Origin of the sequence: Chryseobacterium sp. Tr-659 (genome assembly GCF_011752975.1) — a bacterium.
In the GTDB taxonomy this organism is placed as follows: domain Bacteria; phylum Bacteroidota; class Bacteroidia; order Flavobacteriales; family Weeksellaceae; genus Chryseobacterium.
In genome coordinates this window covers 589,428-607,644 of record NZ_VWWP01000002.1, presented here as the reverse complement: position 1 = coordinate 607,644, position 18,217 = coordinate 589,428, and the positions used below count along the sequence as shown (strand labels likewise).

At 33.6% G+C, this 18,217-nt stretch carries 16 protein-coding genes; 5 read left to right on the top strand and 11 right to left on the bottom strand.

Annotation, left to right across the window (positions count from 1 at the left end):
* The first annotated feature begins 146 nt into the window (after positions 1-146).
* Positions 147-1,139: a hypothetical protein gene (locus F3J23_RS06940; protein WP_167026139.1), complete on the top strand. Its 993-nt coding sequence runs from the start codon at positions 147-149 to the stop codon at positions 1,137-1,139.
* 180 nt (positions 1,140-1,319) lie between these two features.
* Here F3J23_RS06940 and F3J23_RS06935 read toward each other — a convergent pair whose 3' ends face one another.
* A complete protein-coding gene (locus tag F3J23_RS06935; RefSeq protein ID WP_167026137.1) occupies positions 1,320-1,604 on the bottom strand; it encodes a bacteriocin-like protein in 285 nt (94 codons plus the stop codon).
* A 449-nt stretch (positions 1,605-2,053) separates the two neighbouring features.
* Between F3J23_RS06935 and F3J23_RS06930 the strand changes: the two genes are divergently transcribed.
* Positions 2,054-2,839, top strand: coding sequence for an XRE family transcriptional regulator (locus F3J23_RS06930; protein ID WP_167026134.1), 786 nt, complete (start codon positions 2,054-2,056; stop codon positions 2,837-2,839).
* A gap of 276 nt (positions 2,840-3,115) precedes the next feature.
* Here the strand turns inward: F3J23_RS06930 and F3J23_RS06925 are convergent, their stop codons facing one another.
* The 4 genes from F3J23_RS06925 to msrB form a co-directional block, all read right to left on the bottom strand.
* Positions 3,116-3,931, bottom strand: coding sequence for a ferritin-like domain-containing protein (locus F3J23_RS06925; protein WP_167026131.1), 816 nt, complete (start codon positions 3,929-3,931; stop codon positions 3,116-3,118).
* A gap of 24 nt (positions 3,932-3,955) precedes the next feature.
* Complete coding sequence (locus F3J23_RS06920) at positions 3,956-4,666, bottom strand: ferritin-like domain-containing protein (protein WP_167026129.1); 711 nt, start codon at positions 4,664-4,666, stop codon at positions 3,956-3,958.
* An 81-nt stretch (positions 4,667-4,747) separates the two neighbouring features.
* On the bottom strand, positions 4,748-5,317 hold the full coding sequence (locus F3J23_RS06915) for a fasciclin domain-containing protein (RefSeq protein WP_167026126.1): 570 nt from the start codon (positions 5,315-5,317) through the stop codon (positions 4,748-4,750).
* A 114-nt stretch (positions 5,318-5,431) separates the two neighbouring features.
* A complete protein-coding gene (gene msrB, locus F3J23_RS06910; RefSeq protein ID WP_167026123.1) occupies positions 5,432-5,947 on the bottom strand; it encodes a peptide-methionine (R)-S-oxide reductase MsrB in 516 nt (171 codons plus the stop codon).
* 207 nt (positions 5,948-6,154) lie between these two features.
* Here msrB and F3J23_RS06905 point away from each other — a divergent pair, with 207 nt between their 5' ends.
* Entirely contained in the window at positions 6,155-6,607 is a 453-nt protein-coding gene (locus F3J23_RS06905; RefSeq protein WP_262888148.1) for an RNA polymerase sigma factor, read from the top strand.
* A 1-nt stretch (position 6,608) separates the two neighbouring features.
* Positions 6,609-7,415: an anti-sigma factor domain-containing protein gene (locus tag F3J23_RS06900; protein ID WP_167026121.1), complete on the top strand. Its 807-nt coding sequence runs from the start codon at positions 6,609-6,611 to the stop codon at positions 7,413-7,415.
* Positions 7,416-7,521: 106 nt separating this feature from the next.
* Here F3J23_RS06900 and F3J23_RS06895 read toward each other — a convergent pair whose 3' ends face one another.
* The 4 genes from F3J23_RS06895 to F3J23_RS06880 form a co-directional block, all read right to left on the bottom strand.
* Positions 7,522-8,916, bottom strand: coding sequence for an alkaline phosphatase (locus F3J23_RS06895; protein ID WP_167026118.1), 1,395 nt, complete (start codon positions 8,914-8,916; stop codon positions 7,522-7,524).
* A gap of 77 nt (positions 8,917-8,993) precedes the next feature.
* Positions 8,994-10,196 carry a GTP-binding protein gene (locus F3J23_RS06890; protein WP_167026116.1) on the bottom strand — a complete coding sequence of 401 codons (1,203 nt, stop codon included), beginning with the start codon at positions 10,194-10,196 and terminating at the stop codon, positions 8,994-8,996.
* Between the two features lie 6 nt (positions 10,197-10,202).
* The gene (locus tag F3J23_RS06885) at positions 10,203-10,541 is read right to left on the bottom strand and encodes a MerC domain-containing protein (RefSeq protein WP_167026113.1); all 339 of its coding nucleotides are present in this window, start codon (positions 10,539-10,541) and stop codon (positions 10,203-10,205) included.
* Between the two features lie 188 nt (positions 10,542-10,729).
* Positions 10,730-11,215: a hypothetical protein gene (locus F3J23_RS06880; protein ID WP_167026110.1), complete on the bottom strand. Its 486-nt coding sequence runs from the start codon at positions 11,213-11,215 to the stop codon at positions 10,730-10,732.
* Positions 11,216-11,589: 374 nt separating this feature from the next.
* Here F3J23_RS06880 and F3J23_RS06875 point away from each other — a divergent pair, with 374 nt between their 5' ends.
* Positions 11,590-12,822 (top strand): TRAFs-binding domain-containing protein, encoded by a 1,233-nt coding sequence (locus tag F3J23_RS06875; RefSeq protein ID WP_167026107.1) that lies wholly within the window; start codon positions 11,590-11,592, stop codon positions 12,820-12,822.
* 10 nt (positions 12,823-12,832) lie between these two features.
* Here the strand turns inward: F3J23_RS06875 and F3J23_RS06870 are convergent, their stop codons facing one another.
* On the bottom strand, positions 12,833-14,020 hold the full coding sequence (locus F3J23_RS06870; RefSeq protein WP_167026104.1) for a TIR domain-containing protein: 1,188 nt from the start codon (positions 14,018-14,020) through the stop codon (positions 12,833-12,835).
* A gap of 48 nt (positions 14,021-14,068) precedes the next feature.
* Positions 14,069-18,163 carry a COR domain-containing protein gene (locus F3J23_RS06865; RefSeq protein ID WP_167026101.1) on the bottom strand — a complete coding sequence of 1,365 codons (4,095 nt, stop codon included), beginning with the start codon at positions 18,161-18,163 and terminating at the stop codon, positions 14,069-14,071.
* Positions 18,164-18,217 lie beyond the last annotated feature (54 nt).

Genomic DNA, 18,217 nt, shown 5'->3' with positions numbered 1-18,217 from the left:
ATTTATTAGGTATAAATTTTATAATATCCATTAAAACTAATGAACATTAATACCTTATTTTCCTTTGAATAACAATTATTAACGAATTAATTGTGCAGTAGTAATTTATTTATTTAGAGCTTTGCCCTCAATTAAAAACATACATAATGAAAAAAGAATTGATAGTGTCTTTAGTTAGACATTTTACATTGCCTGCTGTATTTCTTTCGGTTATACTTTTCGTACAATCATGTCATGAGGACAATAATCTCAATGATAATAATGCCATCAAGCATGAATTACCTATTATTGAGGATAATCCGAAGGCAGGAGGCTTTCCGTTAATAAAAAAACAAGTTCCTTATGTGAGAATGGAAATGCCGGCAGATCCTCAAAAGCTGATTTTTGATGAAAATAAGAAAGATGTAGCTATTTCTGCAATCAAAGATACTGTAGTTGTTTTTCTTGAAGGCGGCCCAAAACATGAAGTAGGATATGATTATGTAAAAATGATTAAAGAAGAAATTAATTCTAAGGGATTTATTAATCATACGGTGGTTGGTTTAAGACAAGCTCATAGTACTAACCCCACAGTTTTTGGAAGTGGATCTTCATTTACAAGTGCCAATGCAGAAGAAGTCAATAACCAGACTCTTAATGTGACGGAGAAAATAATAAAATGGTTAAAATCAAATAACAAGACCGTTTACATATTTGGACATTCAAATGGTAGTTTTATAGTGCAGAATTATATGACTTCAGGAAAAATAAATCCAGCCGGTTATATAATATCCGCTACAAGAATAAAGCCCATAAAGGCATTTACAGATAATTATCCCAAAAATATAGATGCTTCATTTACTAAAGGAACAACTGTAGTAACCAAAGATGTTCCGGCCAATGAACTGCCCTATTTCAATGTTATGACAAAATTACAACTCAATCACATTAAGAATTATATCACTCTCCTTGTAGGAAATAATATGCTTTCAAAAACATTTTACTCTTTGGCCGAGCATGATGAGGCAGTGGGACAAATAGAACAGGATGAAAAAAATTTCATAATTACGAACAAAATACCTAATATTTTTATACCTAATGGAGAACATGGGGAGGCAGCTCTGGGGATTACCCCCGCTTTGACTTTTTTTAGAAAGTAATAATATTTTGAATAGAGGGTGAAAAGAAAATTATTAAACAACATTCATATTTATTTTATAGATTTTTTTACGAAAGGAGAGACTGCTTTTTAGGCAGTCTTTCTTTTTCCACAGGAATTCAAATCACAAAAAAACCGCTCTGAAAAGAGCGGTATAATTTTTAATGTCAGAACTTACTGATTAGCAAGTAGTACCACACTCAAGTAGTCTGATGTGGATAACACCATTTACTACACACTGTGTTTGGCATAAAGCGTTAGTAACAACAGTACTTACACCGCCTACTACTCCACCAACTGTAGATCCTACGCCAGTAACTACACCACCAACGATAGTACCTACACCGCCAACTACTCCACCAACTACACCTCCTAGTCCACCTAGTAATCCACCGATTGGATCTAGAAGTCCGTTACCTGAAATAGTTTTTAATTCGTTTCTGTCTAATTTTTTTAAGTTTTTCATAACTATAATTTTATATGATTATTACATCACGAATATAGGAATAATTACAATACAATTGCAATTATTTCGAATAAAATAATTAAATAATTTTATAATTTAATATTCCATTAATATAAAGGTGTTTTAATAAGAATATCATTTTTATTTATATCTAATTGATTTTCTAAATGTTAAAAAACATAACTCAATTTGCAAAATTTAGAGTTATTATTTTTACACTAAATACTGTTTATTTATGCTTATTCTTCAAAACGAATAAAACCTTTGAAATTTCTCTGAAAACTAACTTTCATCCTCCACATTTGGCATCTGAAATACTCAGAATAATCCATTTTTAGAAAAAATAAGCAACACATGCATTAAAAATAGTTTAGTTCTTATAGTAAATCCCAATCTGAATTATTGATAACGGAATCAAATTTTGTATTTTTGCTGACATACTTTTATCAATGTCAGTTTTTTCAAATAATATAAGATTCTTAAGAGCCAGAAGAAAGCTCTCCCAACAAAATGTAGCCGATGAACTGAGTATCTCCCGTGTACGATATTCAAAATATGAAAACGGTATATCCGAACCTCCCATTGAGCTGCTCATTAAAATTTCCAAATATTTCCATGTAAGTATTGACCTCATGCTGTCGGTAGATATTGAAAAATACCCGATGGATGAAATGCTTAAACTTCCGGATAACAGAATTGTTCTCCCAGTGGCAGTAGATACCCACGGAAATGATACCATAGAAATTATTCCACAGAAAGCTTCAATGGGATATCTTGAAGGATATAGCGATGTGGAATATATCGAAAGCCTTCAGAGAATTGCACTCCCTTTCCTTACTAATGGAAAATACAGAGCTTTCCCTGCAGACGGAGATTCTATGCCGCCTTTCAGAAACGGTTCTTATATTGTAGGAAAATATGTAGAAGGAATTAATGATTTGAAACAAGGGAAAACCTATGTCTTTGTAACATTGAATGACGGAATTACCTATAAGCGCTTTAAAGAAAGAAAAGAAAATTCAATTTGTGTAAGTGCAGATAATACGTTCTATGAACCTTATGACATTCCTTTTGAAGAAGTGGTTGAAATCTGGCAGTATGCTTCAGGAATTTTCCCTGAAGATTTTGAGCCCGGCGATTATGAAAGTTATAATTTTAAAGAAATGTTCCGCGAGCTGAGACAAGATATAAAGGATCTGGACCGTAAGGTTTCAGGGCGTCGCAAAAAATCTTAATCTTTGAATTAATATATAAATAAGGATCAACTTAAAATCATAAGTTGATCCTTATTTATTATACCGATTACGAATCTGGGTTCGGCAAAATAATCAATTGATTATTTATGAAAAGTACCATATGCTGAGATATGGTACCCATGGTTTAAGTCCGGATAATAGTAAGCTATATAATTAATATGTGTTTTTTTAAGGTCTGACGATCGATGTTTTTAAAGTCCATTTCCAGGTTTGCCCGGAAATGGACGCATCACCTTACCATCATCCAAATCACAACTAAACTATGAACAGCGAAGCAATAGCTGTTGCATCACTTCCGCTTAAAATTTCATCATAAGCCGCAGAACCTGCTGCTGCACCAAATAAAGATCCGGTATTGTATCCTGCCTGAGTGAGATTGTCTTCTCCTGTATAAACAGGATTGGTGGCTGATGGCATATTTCCTCCGTCCGCAAGTTCAATCCATCCTTTATTAGCTCTCATTCTTCTTACCTGTGAAGCATGTCTTGCTTCAACCGAATGTATCTGTAAAGCAGCCTGAAGTACTCCTTTATCAGACATTACATTCCCGGCCTGCCCTTTATAGGCTCTTACTCCTGTATCTTCAAAAGCCTGGGCCAGAATAAGAAATTGATTATAATCTGTAAAAGGAGAAAAGCTTCCATTGGCTGTAAAATCAAAAGTGGGTTTATTTCCAGGAGCTGTTCCCAGAGAAGTGAGTGTACTTTTAAGGAAGCTGACATGTGCTGATTCATGCTTTGAGATCTGCATAAAAACAGTACGGTCTGCGTTAGGGATCAGTCCTGGTGTAGACAGTCCTATACTGTAGTATTCATTTTCAAGATATTCCAGAACCAATGCCAGTTGTAAGGCATCCGTAAGAGTACTTTTAAAAGCAGCTCCTGTTCCCCCTGGTTTTGGAGATTCTGCTTTGGCAGAAGTAGTCATAAGCGTTCCTAATCCAAGAGGTATTGCTGCAATCGCTGCTTTTTTTCCGAATAATGACATATTCGTAATCGTTTCCAGTCTTGATGCTTCCGTTGTGAAAAATTTATCATGAGAAAGCTTATCCAATAATCTAAGAATATTCATAATATGAGTTTTAAAGGTGAATGATTAGTTGATACCTCTCTCTTTCCAGGTAAAAGGAGTTTTGATAAATGCTCCGGCAGCCATTACAATATCTTTGGGTTCTTTTGCCAGATCAAGCCCATTAGCATTTATAATATCATCTCCTGAAAAATCAGCAGATCCGGGATTGATCAGGTTTCTGATGGCAGAAGCATGTCTGGCCTCCACTGAAACTATTTTTCCTGCAATAACAAGATAAGCGGGGTTGGAAATATATTTCCCTGCACCGTTGTAAGCAGCAACACCGGTATCTTCTAAGGCTTTGGCTGTAGCCAATACCGAATTCCGGTCATTAAAATTCACATTTGGATACTGAAACTCAAGCTTAGGAAGCACATGGTCTGTAGCTCCGCTAATAGCTGCTTTGAAAAAATCCCGGTGTATAACTTCATGGTGATAGAGATCCGTAAAAATTTCTTTTTCAATACTGGAAATTTCAGTATAAAAATTATTGACCACTTTTGTATAGAAATCAGCTTCCAGCTGTTCCAATGCATAAGCGTAATTCAATACTCCTACATCTCCTGTTCCCAAATCATATTTGGGTTCTTCCATGATCTGGAAATCATCGTTGTCATTACAGCCTATAAAGGTGAGTCCTGCAATGGCTATTCCTACTCCGCTTAGTTTTAAAAAGTTTCTTCTATTGGTATCAAGGGTAGCTCCCTGATTAGAAACGTTGATTGTTCTTTTCATACTATTAATTTTTTAGTGTTCGGATAAATAATAGAAAAAAAACAGCATATTTTATTATGCTGTTTTATATCTTACAAATTGTCATGGCATTAAAACGGTGTCTATCACATGAATAACCCCATTAGACTGGTTCACATCTGCGATGGTTACTTTAGCATTGTTTCCTTTGGCATCTTTTATATAAAGATCTTTACCCTTTGTCCAGAAAGTAAGCTCTTCACCTTGTACTGTTTTCATCATACTTTTTCCGTTTCCGGATTTTACAGCAGCCCATATTTCTTTTGCGCTGTATCTTCCAGGTAATACATGATAAGTCAATATGCTCGTAAGCATTGCTTTATTTTCAGGCTTTACAAGGTTTTCCACTGTTCCTTTAGGAAGTTTTGCAAAAGCAGCGTCAGTAGGAGCCAAAACGGTAAAAGGTCCTGTTCCCTCGAGCGTTTCTACCAAACCGGCAGCTTTTACAGCAGCTACAAGAGTCTTGTGATCCTTAGAATTTACAGCATTTTCAATAATATTTTTGGATGGATACATGGGAGCACCTCCTACCATTACTGTTTTTTCTTTCATCGTTTGTGCAGTTACCTTCCCACTGAAAGCAAATGATAATGCAACCATTGCTAAAACTGTGATTTTTGATTGTGTGTTCATTGTGTTGATTTTTTTAATTATAGTTAATTGTGCTTTTAATGTCATTTACGAGGTTGGTTTTATTTTAGATTGAAAAAAAATGAATTTTATTTTAAATCATTGATTTTCAATTAATTATTTTCTCATTGGAACAAATTCAAGGCATATAGAATTCATACAGAACCTTTTTCCTGTGGGTTTTGGACCATCATCAAAGACATGTCCCAAGTGAGAATCACATCTTCCGCACAATACTTCTGTTCTCTCCATATGATAAGAAGTATCTTTACGGTATTTGACACTATTTTTACGAATAGGTTGATAAAAAGAAGGCCAGCCGCAGGTGGTAGCAAATTTTGAGGTTGAAATGAAAAGAGGGTTTCCACAGACGGCACAATAGTATGTTCCCTTTTCATCAAACTCATAATATTTTCCTGTAAAAGCTGTTTCTGTTGCTCCCTCTCTGGCGACCTGATAGAGTTCAGGTTTTAAAATTCTTTTCCATTCAGCATTGCTCACTTTCAATGGATTTACTGCAGTATGCGAGTAATAGGGGTTTTTAGTTTTAAAAAGCTGGTTCTGGGCACTCAATACGCCTATGGATAGAGCAATACATAAGATAAATGAAGCTCTTGAAATGAAACTTTTCATATTCTAAATTTTTAATGATTTTCTTAAAAATATGTACGAAATAAAAGATTATACGGTTTTTTATAACTATATGTTTTATTTTACTACATTTGAGTAGAAAAAATAAAAGCTATAAAAACAACCTATTCGGAAGAGGAACTTATCGTTTTATTAAAAGAAAAAAACGAAAACGGTTTTCATTATCTGTATGACCACTATTCCGGTGCGTTGTACGGAATTATTCTTAGGATTGTTCAGTCTAAAGAATATACTGAAGAAGTGATTCAGGATGTTTTTGTTAAAATATGGAACTCTATCCATCAATATGATGCTTCTAAAGGACGGTTTTATACCTGGATGATTAATATTGCCAGGAATACGGCGATAGACTATCTCAAATCCAAAGGGTTTCAGAATGAGCTTAAAAACCAACCACTTCCCGATTTCGTATATAATACTACAGAACTTTCAACGGTCAATAATTCATCTGATTATATCGGGTTCAATAATGTTCTTGAAGGTTTGGAAATAGACAAGCAGGAACTCATTGATCTTGCCTATTATCAAGGTTTTACCCAATATGAAATATCGGAAAAGCTGAAGATACCGCTGGGAACGGTAAAAACAAAAATGCGGAATGCGCTAATGAAATTAAAAGATTTGTTAAAAGATTATCAATAAATTGAACACTAAAGAATACATATCATCCGGAATTATAGAATCTTATATTCTAGGCCATGCTTCTCCTGAGGAAGCTGGTATTTTGGAGTGTGTGATGAAGAATAATGCTGAAGTAAAAGCAGCTTTTGATGAAGCTCAGAAAACGTTGGAAGATCTTGCTACTGCTCAGGCTGTAACACCTCCAAATGATTTAAAATCTAAAATATGGAACAAAATTCAACAAGAACAGACTGTTGAAGAAATTCCTGTTGCTCCTGTGCATGCTTCTAAAACTCATGATGAGAACGAAATTCAGGCTCGTGGAAATACAAACTGGAAAACTTATGCTATTGCAGCATCGGTCTTATTTCTGTTAAGTATTGCGGGAAATGTATTTTGGATGAACAGCCAATCTGAAGCCAGACAGGAAATAACAAGGCTGGCGGCGGAAAAGCAATCTCAGGCTGCTGCCATGGAAAAGATGAATCAGAAACTGAACCTGTTTTCAAATCCTGACATGCAAATGGTTATGCTGAAAGGAGTGGAAAAACATCAGGATGCAAAAGCCATCGTATTCTGGGATAAAAAGACAAAAGAAGTCTACCTGAATGCCGAAAATCTTCCCAAAGCTCCCACTGGAATGCAGTATCAGCTTTGGGCAATACAAGATGGCAAACCGGTAAGTGCAGGCATGTATACTGAAAATAAAGATAGCAGAATTGCCCTTGCCAATATATCAAAAGCACAGGCCTTTGCCATAACTCTCGAAAAAGAAGGTGGAAGTAATGTTCCTACTATGGAGAGTATGTATGTTATGGGAGGAATATAGCCGGCAATAAAATGGCTGCATATTAAACAAGACGGATAAAAACCCGTCTTGTTTCAAAAAATCTGTTAAAAATGTAAAATATGTTTGTTAAAAGTGATGACTGATTTTATATCGGGGATGCTTTTAGCATTAAATAATGCAGGTCCGTATTCTTAATAAATGGCTGTAAAAGCTCACTTCCAGGCCCGTAAGCAGCAACTTCCACATAATCACCCGAATGATCCATACTGATCCACCCTACCGAGTTTCTGTTTTTTTGAATTTCTGAATAAAGTTTAAAAGGCAGTTTTTTATAGTTATAGAGACCTTCTTCTTTTTCCAGCCCGTTATAAAAGCTCAGCAGATGTTTAGCTTCATCATCGCTAAGAACGATTTTATTGCCTTCATAGATCCAGTCTTTAATATCTTTTTGAGAGTAATCTTTGTTAATTTTATTTAGAATGTACTCATTCGTATACTGATAGTTTGAAATACTGTTGAAGTTTTTAGTTGCATCATTTCCGTAAATAGTTCCCGGGTTGGCATTTCCATGATCTGTAGTGATAATCACCAGCGTGTTTCCATCCTTTTCAGCGAAATCCATTACGGTTTTCACAGCTTCATCAAATGCCAATTGATCATGGATGAGTGCAGCCACATCATTAGCGTGGGCAGCCCAATCCACTTTTCCACCTTCTACCTGAAGAACAAAACCCTCTGGATGATCTTTCATCTGTTCAATAGCTGTACCAGCCATTTCTGCCAATGTGGGTGTATTTTTAAATTCAGAAAGACCGGCTCTGTCAATGCTGTATGGTAAAGCACCTGTACTGAAAATACCCAAAACCTTTTCTCCCTTTTGAACTTCTTTCAGGTGGGTGCGTTCTTTCATAATCCGATATCCTTTTTTTCTGTAGACAGAATAAAGGTCTTTTTTATCTTCTCTTTTTTGAGCATTGAAAAATTCGTCGCCACCACCCATCAAAACATCAAATTCCAATTCCGCATACATTTCAGCGATCTCAGGTTCAGCACTTCTCTTCGAAGAATTAATGCAAAAACCTGCGGGTGTAGCATGAGTGATTGTAACAGTAGTTACACAGCCTGCTTTTTTTCCTGCCTTTTTAAACTTTTGCCATATAGGAGTATGCTTTTCCCCATTAGCTCCTATATTTAATACTCCGTTTTTCACCCGTATTCCTCCTCCGAAGGCGGAGCTGGCTGCTGCAGAATCTGTTACAATAGAACTTGCAGAAGCAGTATCCATTAAGGCGCGTGACACTTTCTTCTTATGATACAGATTCATCCAATGGCTTTCTTTCCCTAAAATATTTCTTGAATAGAGATCTGCCATCGAAAGAGTACCGAGACTCATACCGTCACTTACCATGAAAATAATATTTTTTGCTTTTCCTGTTCGGGGTTGTTCAATGTTCTTTGAAGAACTCCAGAGTTCAGATGGTGATAAGGTGAATAATCCGGATAGTAATGCTGATCCTTTAAGGAATTTTCTTCTGTCCATATATTGTAGAAATAATGCTGCAAGTTATTCTATTTATAACTCAACTGTAACACTGTTGCATTAATTTAAGGTTAATTTTAAATATTTTTCGGAAAAGGATCTTCGAAGCTTTGTTTTTGTTTGAAAAGCCTCCTTTCAGATTCATTAATAAGACAGCTTTGAAGATCAGAAGAAATCTGCTTTTTGTCAAGATTCTGGCCAATGAATACTAGTTCATTGATTCTGTCTCCCCAGTCTTTATCCCATCGGCTTTCAATAAATTCCTGGTTTTCTGCAAATGATGCATATTGTATTCTGTAACTCATCGGCATACTGCACCACCAAACTCCTGCTTTTTCCAGGCGGAAAGAGCCTCCTGCCTGAGAAAAATTCAACGCTTCATCGGGTCTTGAAGCCAGCCAGAACAAACCTTTGGCTCTGATTGCTCCTTCAGGATAATAATGGTTAAGATATTCCCATAACCTCATTGGGTGAAAAGGTCTTTTATCTCTGAAAACCAAAGAACTTATTCCATATTCTTCAGTTTCAGGGGTATGATGACCAGACTGCAGTTCCTTTTGCCAGCCGGCAGAAGATTGCGCTTTATCAAAATCGAAAAGACTTGTATTTAAAATCTCTTTAGAATCAACTTGCCCAAATTCTGAATTCAGGATAACAGCATCAGGATTTAATTTTTTTATAGCAGCCTTTAAAAAGCCGAGTGTCTCAGAATCTACAAGATCTGTTTTATTTAAAATAATAACATTGGCAAATTCAATCTGGTCAGTAAGAAGGTTAACAATTGTTCTATGGTCTCCAGCCATATCTGTAAGATTACGGTCCATAAGGAGTTCAGCTGAGCTGAAATCTTTTATAAAATTGAAACAGTCAACTACCGTTACCATCGTATCTATATAGCTGAAACGAGAAAGGTCAATTCCGCTTTCTTCATCAATGTAAGTAAAGGTTTGTGCTACCGGAACCGGTTCACTGATCCCTGTACTCTCTATTAACAGATAATCGAAACGGTTTTCATTGGCAAGGCGTTCCACTTCTTCCATCAGATCTTCCCGGAGTGTGCAGCAGATACATCCATTGCTCATTTCTACCAGTTTCTCTTCTGTTCTGGAAAGCGTATTCTGATTTTCTACAAGACGGGCATCAATATTGATCTCGCTCATATCATTAACAATTACCGCTACTTTTAAGCCTTCTTTATTATGAAGAATATGATTAAGTAAAGTGGTTTTTCCGGCACCCAGGAAACCACTGAGTACGGTGACAGGAAGTTTTTTAGTCATGTACTTTTAATGTTTATGATGTTTAAAATTGATGATATGTCCTGTGATTAATCCTACTGCCCCAATATAGATAAGAGGAAGATGTACTTCAAACAGCAAATCTGTAAGGACGGAAATAAAAATCAGGGTAACAGATATCCAGAAAAGAAACTTCAACCAAAAATTGGATATTTTCCTTGTTACCCTGAAAACCACAATAGCGCCAATACTAAGAAAGGCTAAATCAATATATGGATTGTGCGATATGCCTAAGGGAATGATCAGTAATAATGGAAATATAATACAATGAATCATGCATAAAACAGCAGCTGAGATTCCGACAACATCAAGAAATTTTGATTTCATAAAGCATGGGATTAAATGTTCTTATTGTAACTTTGTTGCAAATGTAAATATAAAAATCTAAATAACGCAACAAAGTTGCAATAAAAATTAAACATGCAGGAAATAAGCAAAAACTGCCTATGCGTAAAAAAAATAAGCAAATAAGCGGTGAGCCTATTTGCTTATTCTAAAAGTAATGTAATATCCTGTTATAGAGAGGAGATATATACTTCTATCTTAGTTCCGTCATAGTTGAACGTTCCATCGGAATTAATTTTACCTAATACCCACTTCATATCCACCGGTACAGACCATGTGGAACCTAGTGCAAATCCGTTGACAGATCTGATTTCATTTCCGCTTCCTGTAGTAATTGCCGAATGAAACCATGCTTTATCGGCCACTCTGTAAAAGCCGATTGCTTTTCCTCTGGGTATTGGAGTGTATCCGTCCCATTTTTCTCCTGCGGAGTAGTTAAATACAGATAACCATCCTCTTCCTAAAGACTCGGCTATTTGTGTAGGGCTTATGGCAGCCCCCCGCATATATAATGCATAAGCTACGGCATCATGGCATATTCCGCTGGTATATTTTGATATATTCTCTGCTCCTGAGAGAACAGCATTAGAAACGGATGCCCTTTCAGAAAGGGATAACTGTGCCTTCGTAATTCCTTCCGGTGTTAAAACTGACATATTATTATATTTTGTTTGGTTAGGGTAAAGATACAGCTTTTATAAATTAAATGCTTTTAAATGTATAAATTGAGTTATGTATGTTATTATTTATAAATAGACTTGATGAGCCGCTTGATAATAGTAATGAATAATTTTTGCATTGTAAATAAGCACCCTAATACCAAATATTTATTGTAAATTAACATTCATTTTAATTATACTATAACCAATTATTTAAAATCTCGAATTTGTTCAGCTAAGTCAGGGATATTTCTTTAATTAATAGCTATATAAGAATTAAAAAATGAAAAACTTTTAAAGAATTTGTTATTTCTTACTTTTTCTAAGCTTTAAAATTTAAGAATTGAATAAATTAAATAAAAACTAATTACATGAAACTTTGCTTTGTTATTATGGGATATGGAAAGAAAACCGATCCTACTCTCGGAAAGACCTATGATCTTGATAAGACTTATCACAATATTATAAAACCTGCAGTACTGAAGGCTGGTTTCGAATGTCTTCGGAGTGATGAGATTCTTGAATCAGGAATCATTGATAGAAATATGTACGCTTTACTTATTCGTGCTGATCTATGTATTGCTGATATTACAACTTTTAATCCTAATGCAATATATGAATTGGGGATCAGACATGCTGCGAAGCCTTTTTCTACCATTATAATGAAAGAAAAAGATGGTAATATTCCTTTTGATCTCAATAGTAATAAAATCTTCACTTATTCCCATATGGGAGAAGATATCGGATTCAATGAAACATTAAGATGTGTAGATACTCTTACAAAGCTTATAGAAGAGGTTGATAAAACTAAAGAAACAGATAGTCCCCTCTTTTATCATATCCGTGGAATGAAGCCTTATACCCTTCCGGAAACAGAATATACTGAAATTATCAAAGAACTTGCAGATAAGGAGAAAGGGCTTTTTGCTATCGTAGAGGCGGCAAGAGAAAAAATGGAAGAGAGTAATTTTAAAGAAGCCAAACGACTTTGGAAAAAGGCCAGTGAAAAGGTTGAAAACGATGTTTATTATACTCAACAATGGGCATTGGCAACCTATAAAGATGAAGGACAAAATCCTATTGATTGTTTATTTGAAGCCTTGAATATTATAAAAACGCTAGAACCCGAAAGCAGAAACACCATAGATCCTGAAACTTTAGGTATAACAGGTGCAATTTATAAAAGATTATGGTTTGAAGATAAAAATAATATCGAATATTTGAATAAAGCTATTGAGTATTACAAACGGGGCTTTACAATCAATCAGGATTATTATACCGGAGAAAATTATGCGCTTTGTTTAGATCTCAAGGCTGGAATTACAGATGATCCGGACGAAAAGATTTATCTTAGCTATGCAGCTAAAAAAAACAGAAAAGATATCATTACTATTATTGAAAAATTGAAAGAAGATGAGGATTTTGAAATAAGAACAGATCTGAAATGGATTTATGCTACTTTGGCTAATTGCTTTTTTGCTCTTGATGATAGAAGCAATTTTCAGATATATAATGATCTTTTTTTCAATTTAAACCCTGAACCCTGGGAAGCAGCAACGTATAACAATGGTATATACCAGTTAAAAGAGATTAAGAGCCAATAAAAATGAGAGTCTATGGGCTATCACTGATAATGATTTCTGTTCTGCTGACTTTTACAAGGTTTAGTAATTTTTTACCATCATCAATATTTCCTGATCCTATTGACTTAATGTGATCAGATGGAAAGCCTTGATTTATAAGATAGTTCTTAATAGAATTCCCTCTACGTTGTGTAAGTTTTAATATATATGCTTTTGATGCCATATCATTTTCAAAGTCATAACTTTTAATAATAATATCAACATTTTGATAAGTTTTTAAACAAATTAATAGTTTATTTAAATAAGAAATATAAGCCGGAGTGATGCGATCCATACCAGGTTCAAAGAGAATAACATGTTCTTTTGATAAGTAGTTACAGTCTATATTGGTAGGTGGTTCGTAGTTCATTAAAGTTCTTACTGTGAAGTTTTCCACCTTTTTGTTTGAAACATCAAGCTCTGCATGGGTATTGAGGAGCTTATTTTGATTTTCATGTAGTTCCGATTCTGTTTTATTAAGTGAATCTTCTTTTATCTTTAAAGTCCTTTTAATATCTGAAAACAAAGAAGATAATAATTTAAGGGAATCTTCTTTCTTTTTAATCATGATCTCTATGTGTTTTACTGATTCTTTTTTTATTTGAATAGAATCTGCTAAACCAACATTGATAATCTGAAGTTTCTTTCGTTCTGAAAACAAGAAAAATAAAATTCCCACCGAGGTTAAAATCAGTAATAAAAAAGTAATGATGCTGTTTCTGATCCTGATGGACTGCCGGGTATAGTTCAATGAATTTTTTACTCTTTTCAGAAGCTCAGTAGAAAACTGCATTTTCAAAAAATTTGTTTTTTCATCAGATAAGGCAATTCCTTCAATGCTTTCAAACCACTGAGCTTTTGAAATATCCGTTAGAGCAACAGGGATTATTATTTTTTCGGTTTGTAAAAATATGTGAATTTCCTCTTCTATTGCTTTCGAAGTCAATGATGCTTCACTTCCTAACAAGATTAAAACAGAGCTATACTTTATTTTTCTTTTTAAAGAGTTAGGGAGCTCTTTTCCCGGAAGAGATCCCCATTGATCCAAATAGCAGCTGTACTTGTCTTCAATAATAATATTGGCTAGGTTAGCAGCATATTCTGAACAATCTGAACGGGAGTACGATATAAAGAAGTCGTATCCTATAAAAAAATGCAGTATTTTATTTATCTGATTCATGGTTAATTCTGCTTTAAAGAATTTGGCTAATCCGGTAAATAGGGCACACTATATAGAGTTCTTATCTAACTTTCCGGAGACTTGTCTTTCATAAATTTCTTCAAGGTGTCTGTTTATCATTATAGATTTACCAGGGTCTAAATCTTTTATAATCATCATTCTAACAGAAGCTGTAATAGTACTCCACGCCATTTTTGGATTATGAAAATCGCTTATTGGTTTTGCCTGATATGGCAACGCTGAAAACTGCTGAAGATTATAATCTCCATTTCTTCCCCAGTCATAGAATTCAAGTATTACAGGTATTATTTTTACAGGATCTCCTTTTTTATATCTGTCTATACCAGTGGTTATTTCATGATCAACAATATATGGAGTACTATAAAAAAAATCACTTATCATATAGAAAATAATATCTGCTTCTTCAAATTTGGCTTTTATTACTGTATTCCATTCTTCTGCAGGATTCAATAACGTACAATACCAGGGTTGTTCAATAAGTTCTTCTGCAATTAACGGATTTAAATACCTTATAAGATTGTGTACCTGTGCAACATCTTTTTTAGAATAAGATATAACTACTTTTTTCTTTTTTACAGGATTATCTATAAAATTCATATAATTTTTAATGTTAAAATATTTTTCATTTTCTTTCCCTTTCTTAAAATCTGATATCTTTTTTTCTGTGAAAATATGCTTTCCAATACTGGCATTCTTGTTCAATACTTGTTTTGAAATATAATCTTCCCCATTTAATGTGATCATTTCTTCCAGTTCATATCCCTGGTTTACCTCTCTGATATAGGTAAGTACCTCTTCCACAAACTTAGAAGTCTTCTTTTGAGTTAGATCAAAAAGATCTATATGGGCATTACCTTCTTCATTTCCAAGATAGAATCTTACCATAATTATTTCTTGTGTTGCCGGATTTTTTATTATTAATCCGTCCTTCCAGTAATAAAATATATCTCTGCTTTTATCAAGGGAAAACGATGTTCCCAGTTTTTGGAATATACTTAAAATGATGGTTTTATGAATGAATCCATTATATTCAAACCTTCTGTAAGGAATTTGATTTTCATTAAGGAATAATTTGATCTTTCCATCGGGAAGTTTAGGAAGATAAAGAGGAGCAATATAGGTATTTGAATAAGGATGTTTAAAAATCATCTTAAATTCCTGCATTATGGACAAAAGATTATCTGTTTTATTATTATCAGAGTCCATAATTTTTAAGACATAGTCTCTGTCAAATTCTCCGTTTTTTTCTACCAGTTTTGAAAGAACTTTATGCATATTATCAATAACCCATTTTTTATCGATATAGATTCTTTCTTCAGTATCATCTTTTTTATAGATATACAATAATACTCCTATCTGATTTAGGTATTTGATAAGCCTGCGACATTGATCTTTATCTATGGGATCTTCAAGTATAGAATTACAATAATCTAGAAACTCTGAAAAGTTTAAAATTTCCGGGCCATTATATTCAGCTATTTTACTTTTAATGGGCTCATAAAATTTTGGAAGAACAGCTCCTATAACTTTCATTTTTGAAAGCATTTCAGAAAATAAATGATCAAAATGATCCAAATTTCTCTTAGGCTTAAGTGAAAGATTTATAATATCATAAGTAAAAGGATAATTTTCTTTAATCGTTTTATTATCCTGAAAAACGATTAAAGAAGCGTCATCAACTTTATTTTGTATCAAAAGTAATTGGCTGTCATAAGTAATTTCTCTTTTAATTTCAAATTCAAAATTATCAGCTTCAATATCCTTGATATGAAATTTGACAGAATCCAACCAGTATTTTATGGGATAATCTTGGGTTTCAATTTCAATTTCTGTATTCTCTTTTGTAAGCTGCAGTGATTTTCTTAGATTTAATTGATTAGTATTCTGGTCCCATAAAAGCAAATAAATAGTATTAGTGCTGTAAAACAGGTGATGAGTATCATGATAATAATCATGACCTCCAAAATCAAAAATATGAAGGAGGCATTCCTCACCTATCGTTGGAACGGTATATTTGCTTTTTACAATTTTCTCTTCCAACCATAATGTTGAAGGGTGTTTATCATCAAGACCAGCTTCCTGATCTAAATATTTTACCATAGTAGATTTTCCTACCTCACTGTTGCCAACAAGAATGACTTTAATATCTTTATTGATATACTTCCCTCTTTTTGCAATGTCATCAAAAAAGCCTAGAACAGCTTCTTTTCCTAAACTGACAATTTCAATTGGAGGCTGCTCTAATGGATTTTTTGTAATGTTTAAGGTTTTGACAATCCATTTGTCATTACGTATTCCTATTTTCTCGATGACTTTTCTGGCGGGTCCGAGATCTTTGATCTCATTGTGATGAAGATCCAGGGTTTCAATGTTCTTTAATTCACTTATAAAATCAACTGTCTTAATTTTATTATTACTGAGATATAGTTCCCTTAATGAAATGAGGTTATTTAAGGATTCTGTTTTCGATATTTCATTATTATTTAAATAAACAATCTGAAGATTTTTCAAGTTATTTAAACCCTTCAAATTAGTTATAAGGTTATTACTTAAATTCAGATGTTTCAACTGTGTTAATTTCGTTATAGATGACAGAGCATTAATTCCCCACCTGTTCCAATTTTGATCTTTGGATTTATTCCAGTCGCCACCACAAACTAAAATTCTAAGCTTCGATAGATTATTGATTAAATTAGGGAGAACCTTAATATTATTTTTCTTTCCTATATTACTACTTTCCACCCTTTTCCATTTCCCTTTTTCATATATAGCATATTCATTACTTAAAATTAAACATTCTAAATGAGTACAATCAAACAATTCAGGAATGGCCATTAAATCTGTTAAGCCACAATTTCCTAAATCTAATAATTCTGATTTTGTTTTCAGACATTTATCTATTAAAAGAATAGCCTGAGTAAGGTCTGTACTTTCTTCTAACTCTAAAACGGTCTCTTTTCTGATGTTTTGATCCCAGACAGGTCTTATAAAAGGTAAGTATAAGATTCTACTACAAATTGCTCCAAAATTTTTAGGATGTTGAGATTTTATACCCAATCGTTCAAAAAATTTGGTAATAATTTCCCAAAAAGAATTCTCATTATAAGAACTGCCGGGAAAAATATTTTGAAAAACTTTCTTCCGATGATCTTCAGAAAGCATAGTAAGACGATATTCAGGGTATTGTAAGTATTTAAGTGCGTTTTTAATACTTGAAGAACTTACAGCATTGGGATTATTCTGTACTTTATATTTTAGCAGATTTAAAAACCAGTCATTTTGACGAACACCCGATTTAGCCAATACTCGTTTGTCCGGATATTGATTCCAGATATTTTTATGATAAGCATTATAATCAAGATAAGCAATTAATTCCCCACACAAAGTTGTGAATTTTAGTTGTTCTTCAGTCAACGATCTGGAAGCTATAAAATCTTTAAAAGCTAGCTTAGATTCTTTAAATTTTTCAGATAAGGTATCATAAAAATGATTAGAAGGAGGAGTATGTATAACAAACTCTTTATACTTTTCCAAGGCTAGTTCAAAGTAGAAATTTTTTGCATATTGAATCTTTTCGACCGATTCACTGATAAGAATGTTATTAAGCTCGGCTTCAATTACCAACTGCCCGCTGGAGGTAGTTATATTTAAACGATCATCCTTTATCAGATTGAGAATATTTTCATTGATTGTGCAAAATATAAGTTCCACGTGATTTACTTCCTGATTTTCATAAAATGCATTACGCATAATATGGTAACTGAAATAAGGAGCAAGATTACCTGCTCCTGTCCCTAATATGGGAGTCACAATTTTTTTAATCTTTTTAAGCTCATGTACCATTTTGGAAAGCCTTTTTCCTATCAACTGAATACCGTAATATGAGTTCTTATACTCATCTACCGAACAAGCAAATACAATATAGAGATTAAGCTCTTTTTCAAAATGGATTTTAATCTCTCCAAACTTATAGTTTTTGTATTCCCAGATGTCAGGTGAAATATTAAGATTTTCCAAACCTTTCTCAAAAGATCTGGAAATAGTTCCTTCGGTAGATATAGGAATAACTATTAGATCAGCCTTCACATTAAAGATACTGTCATAAACAGAAGAATACATCATTTTCATTTGAATTTATGAATGGTTATAGTTTAGAGTTATTTGATTTTTAAATAT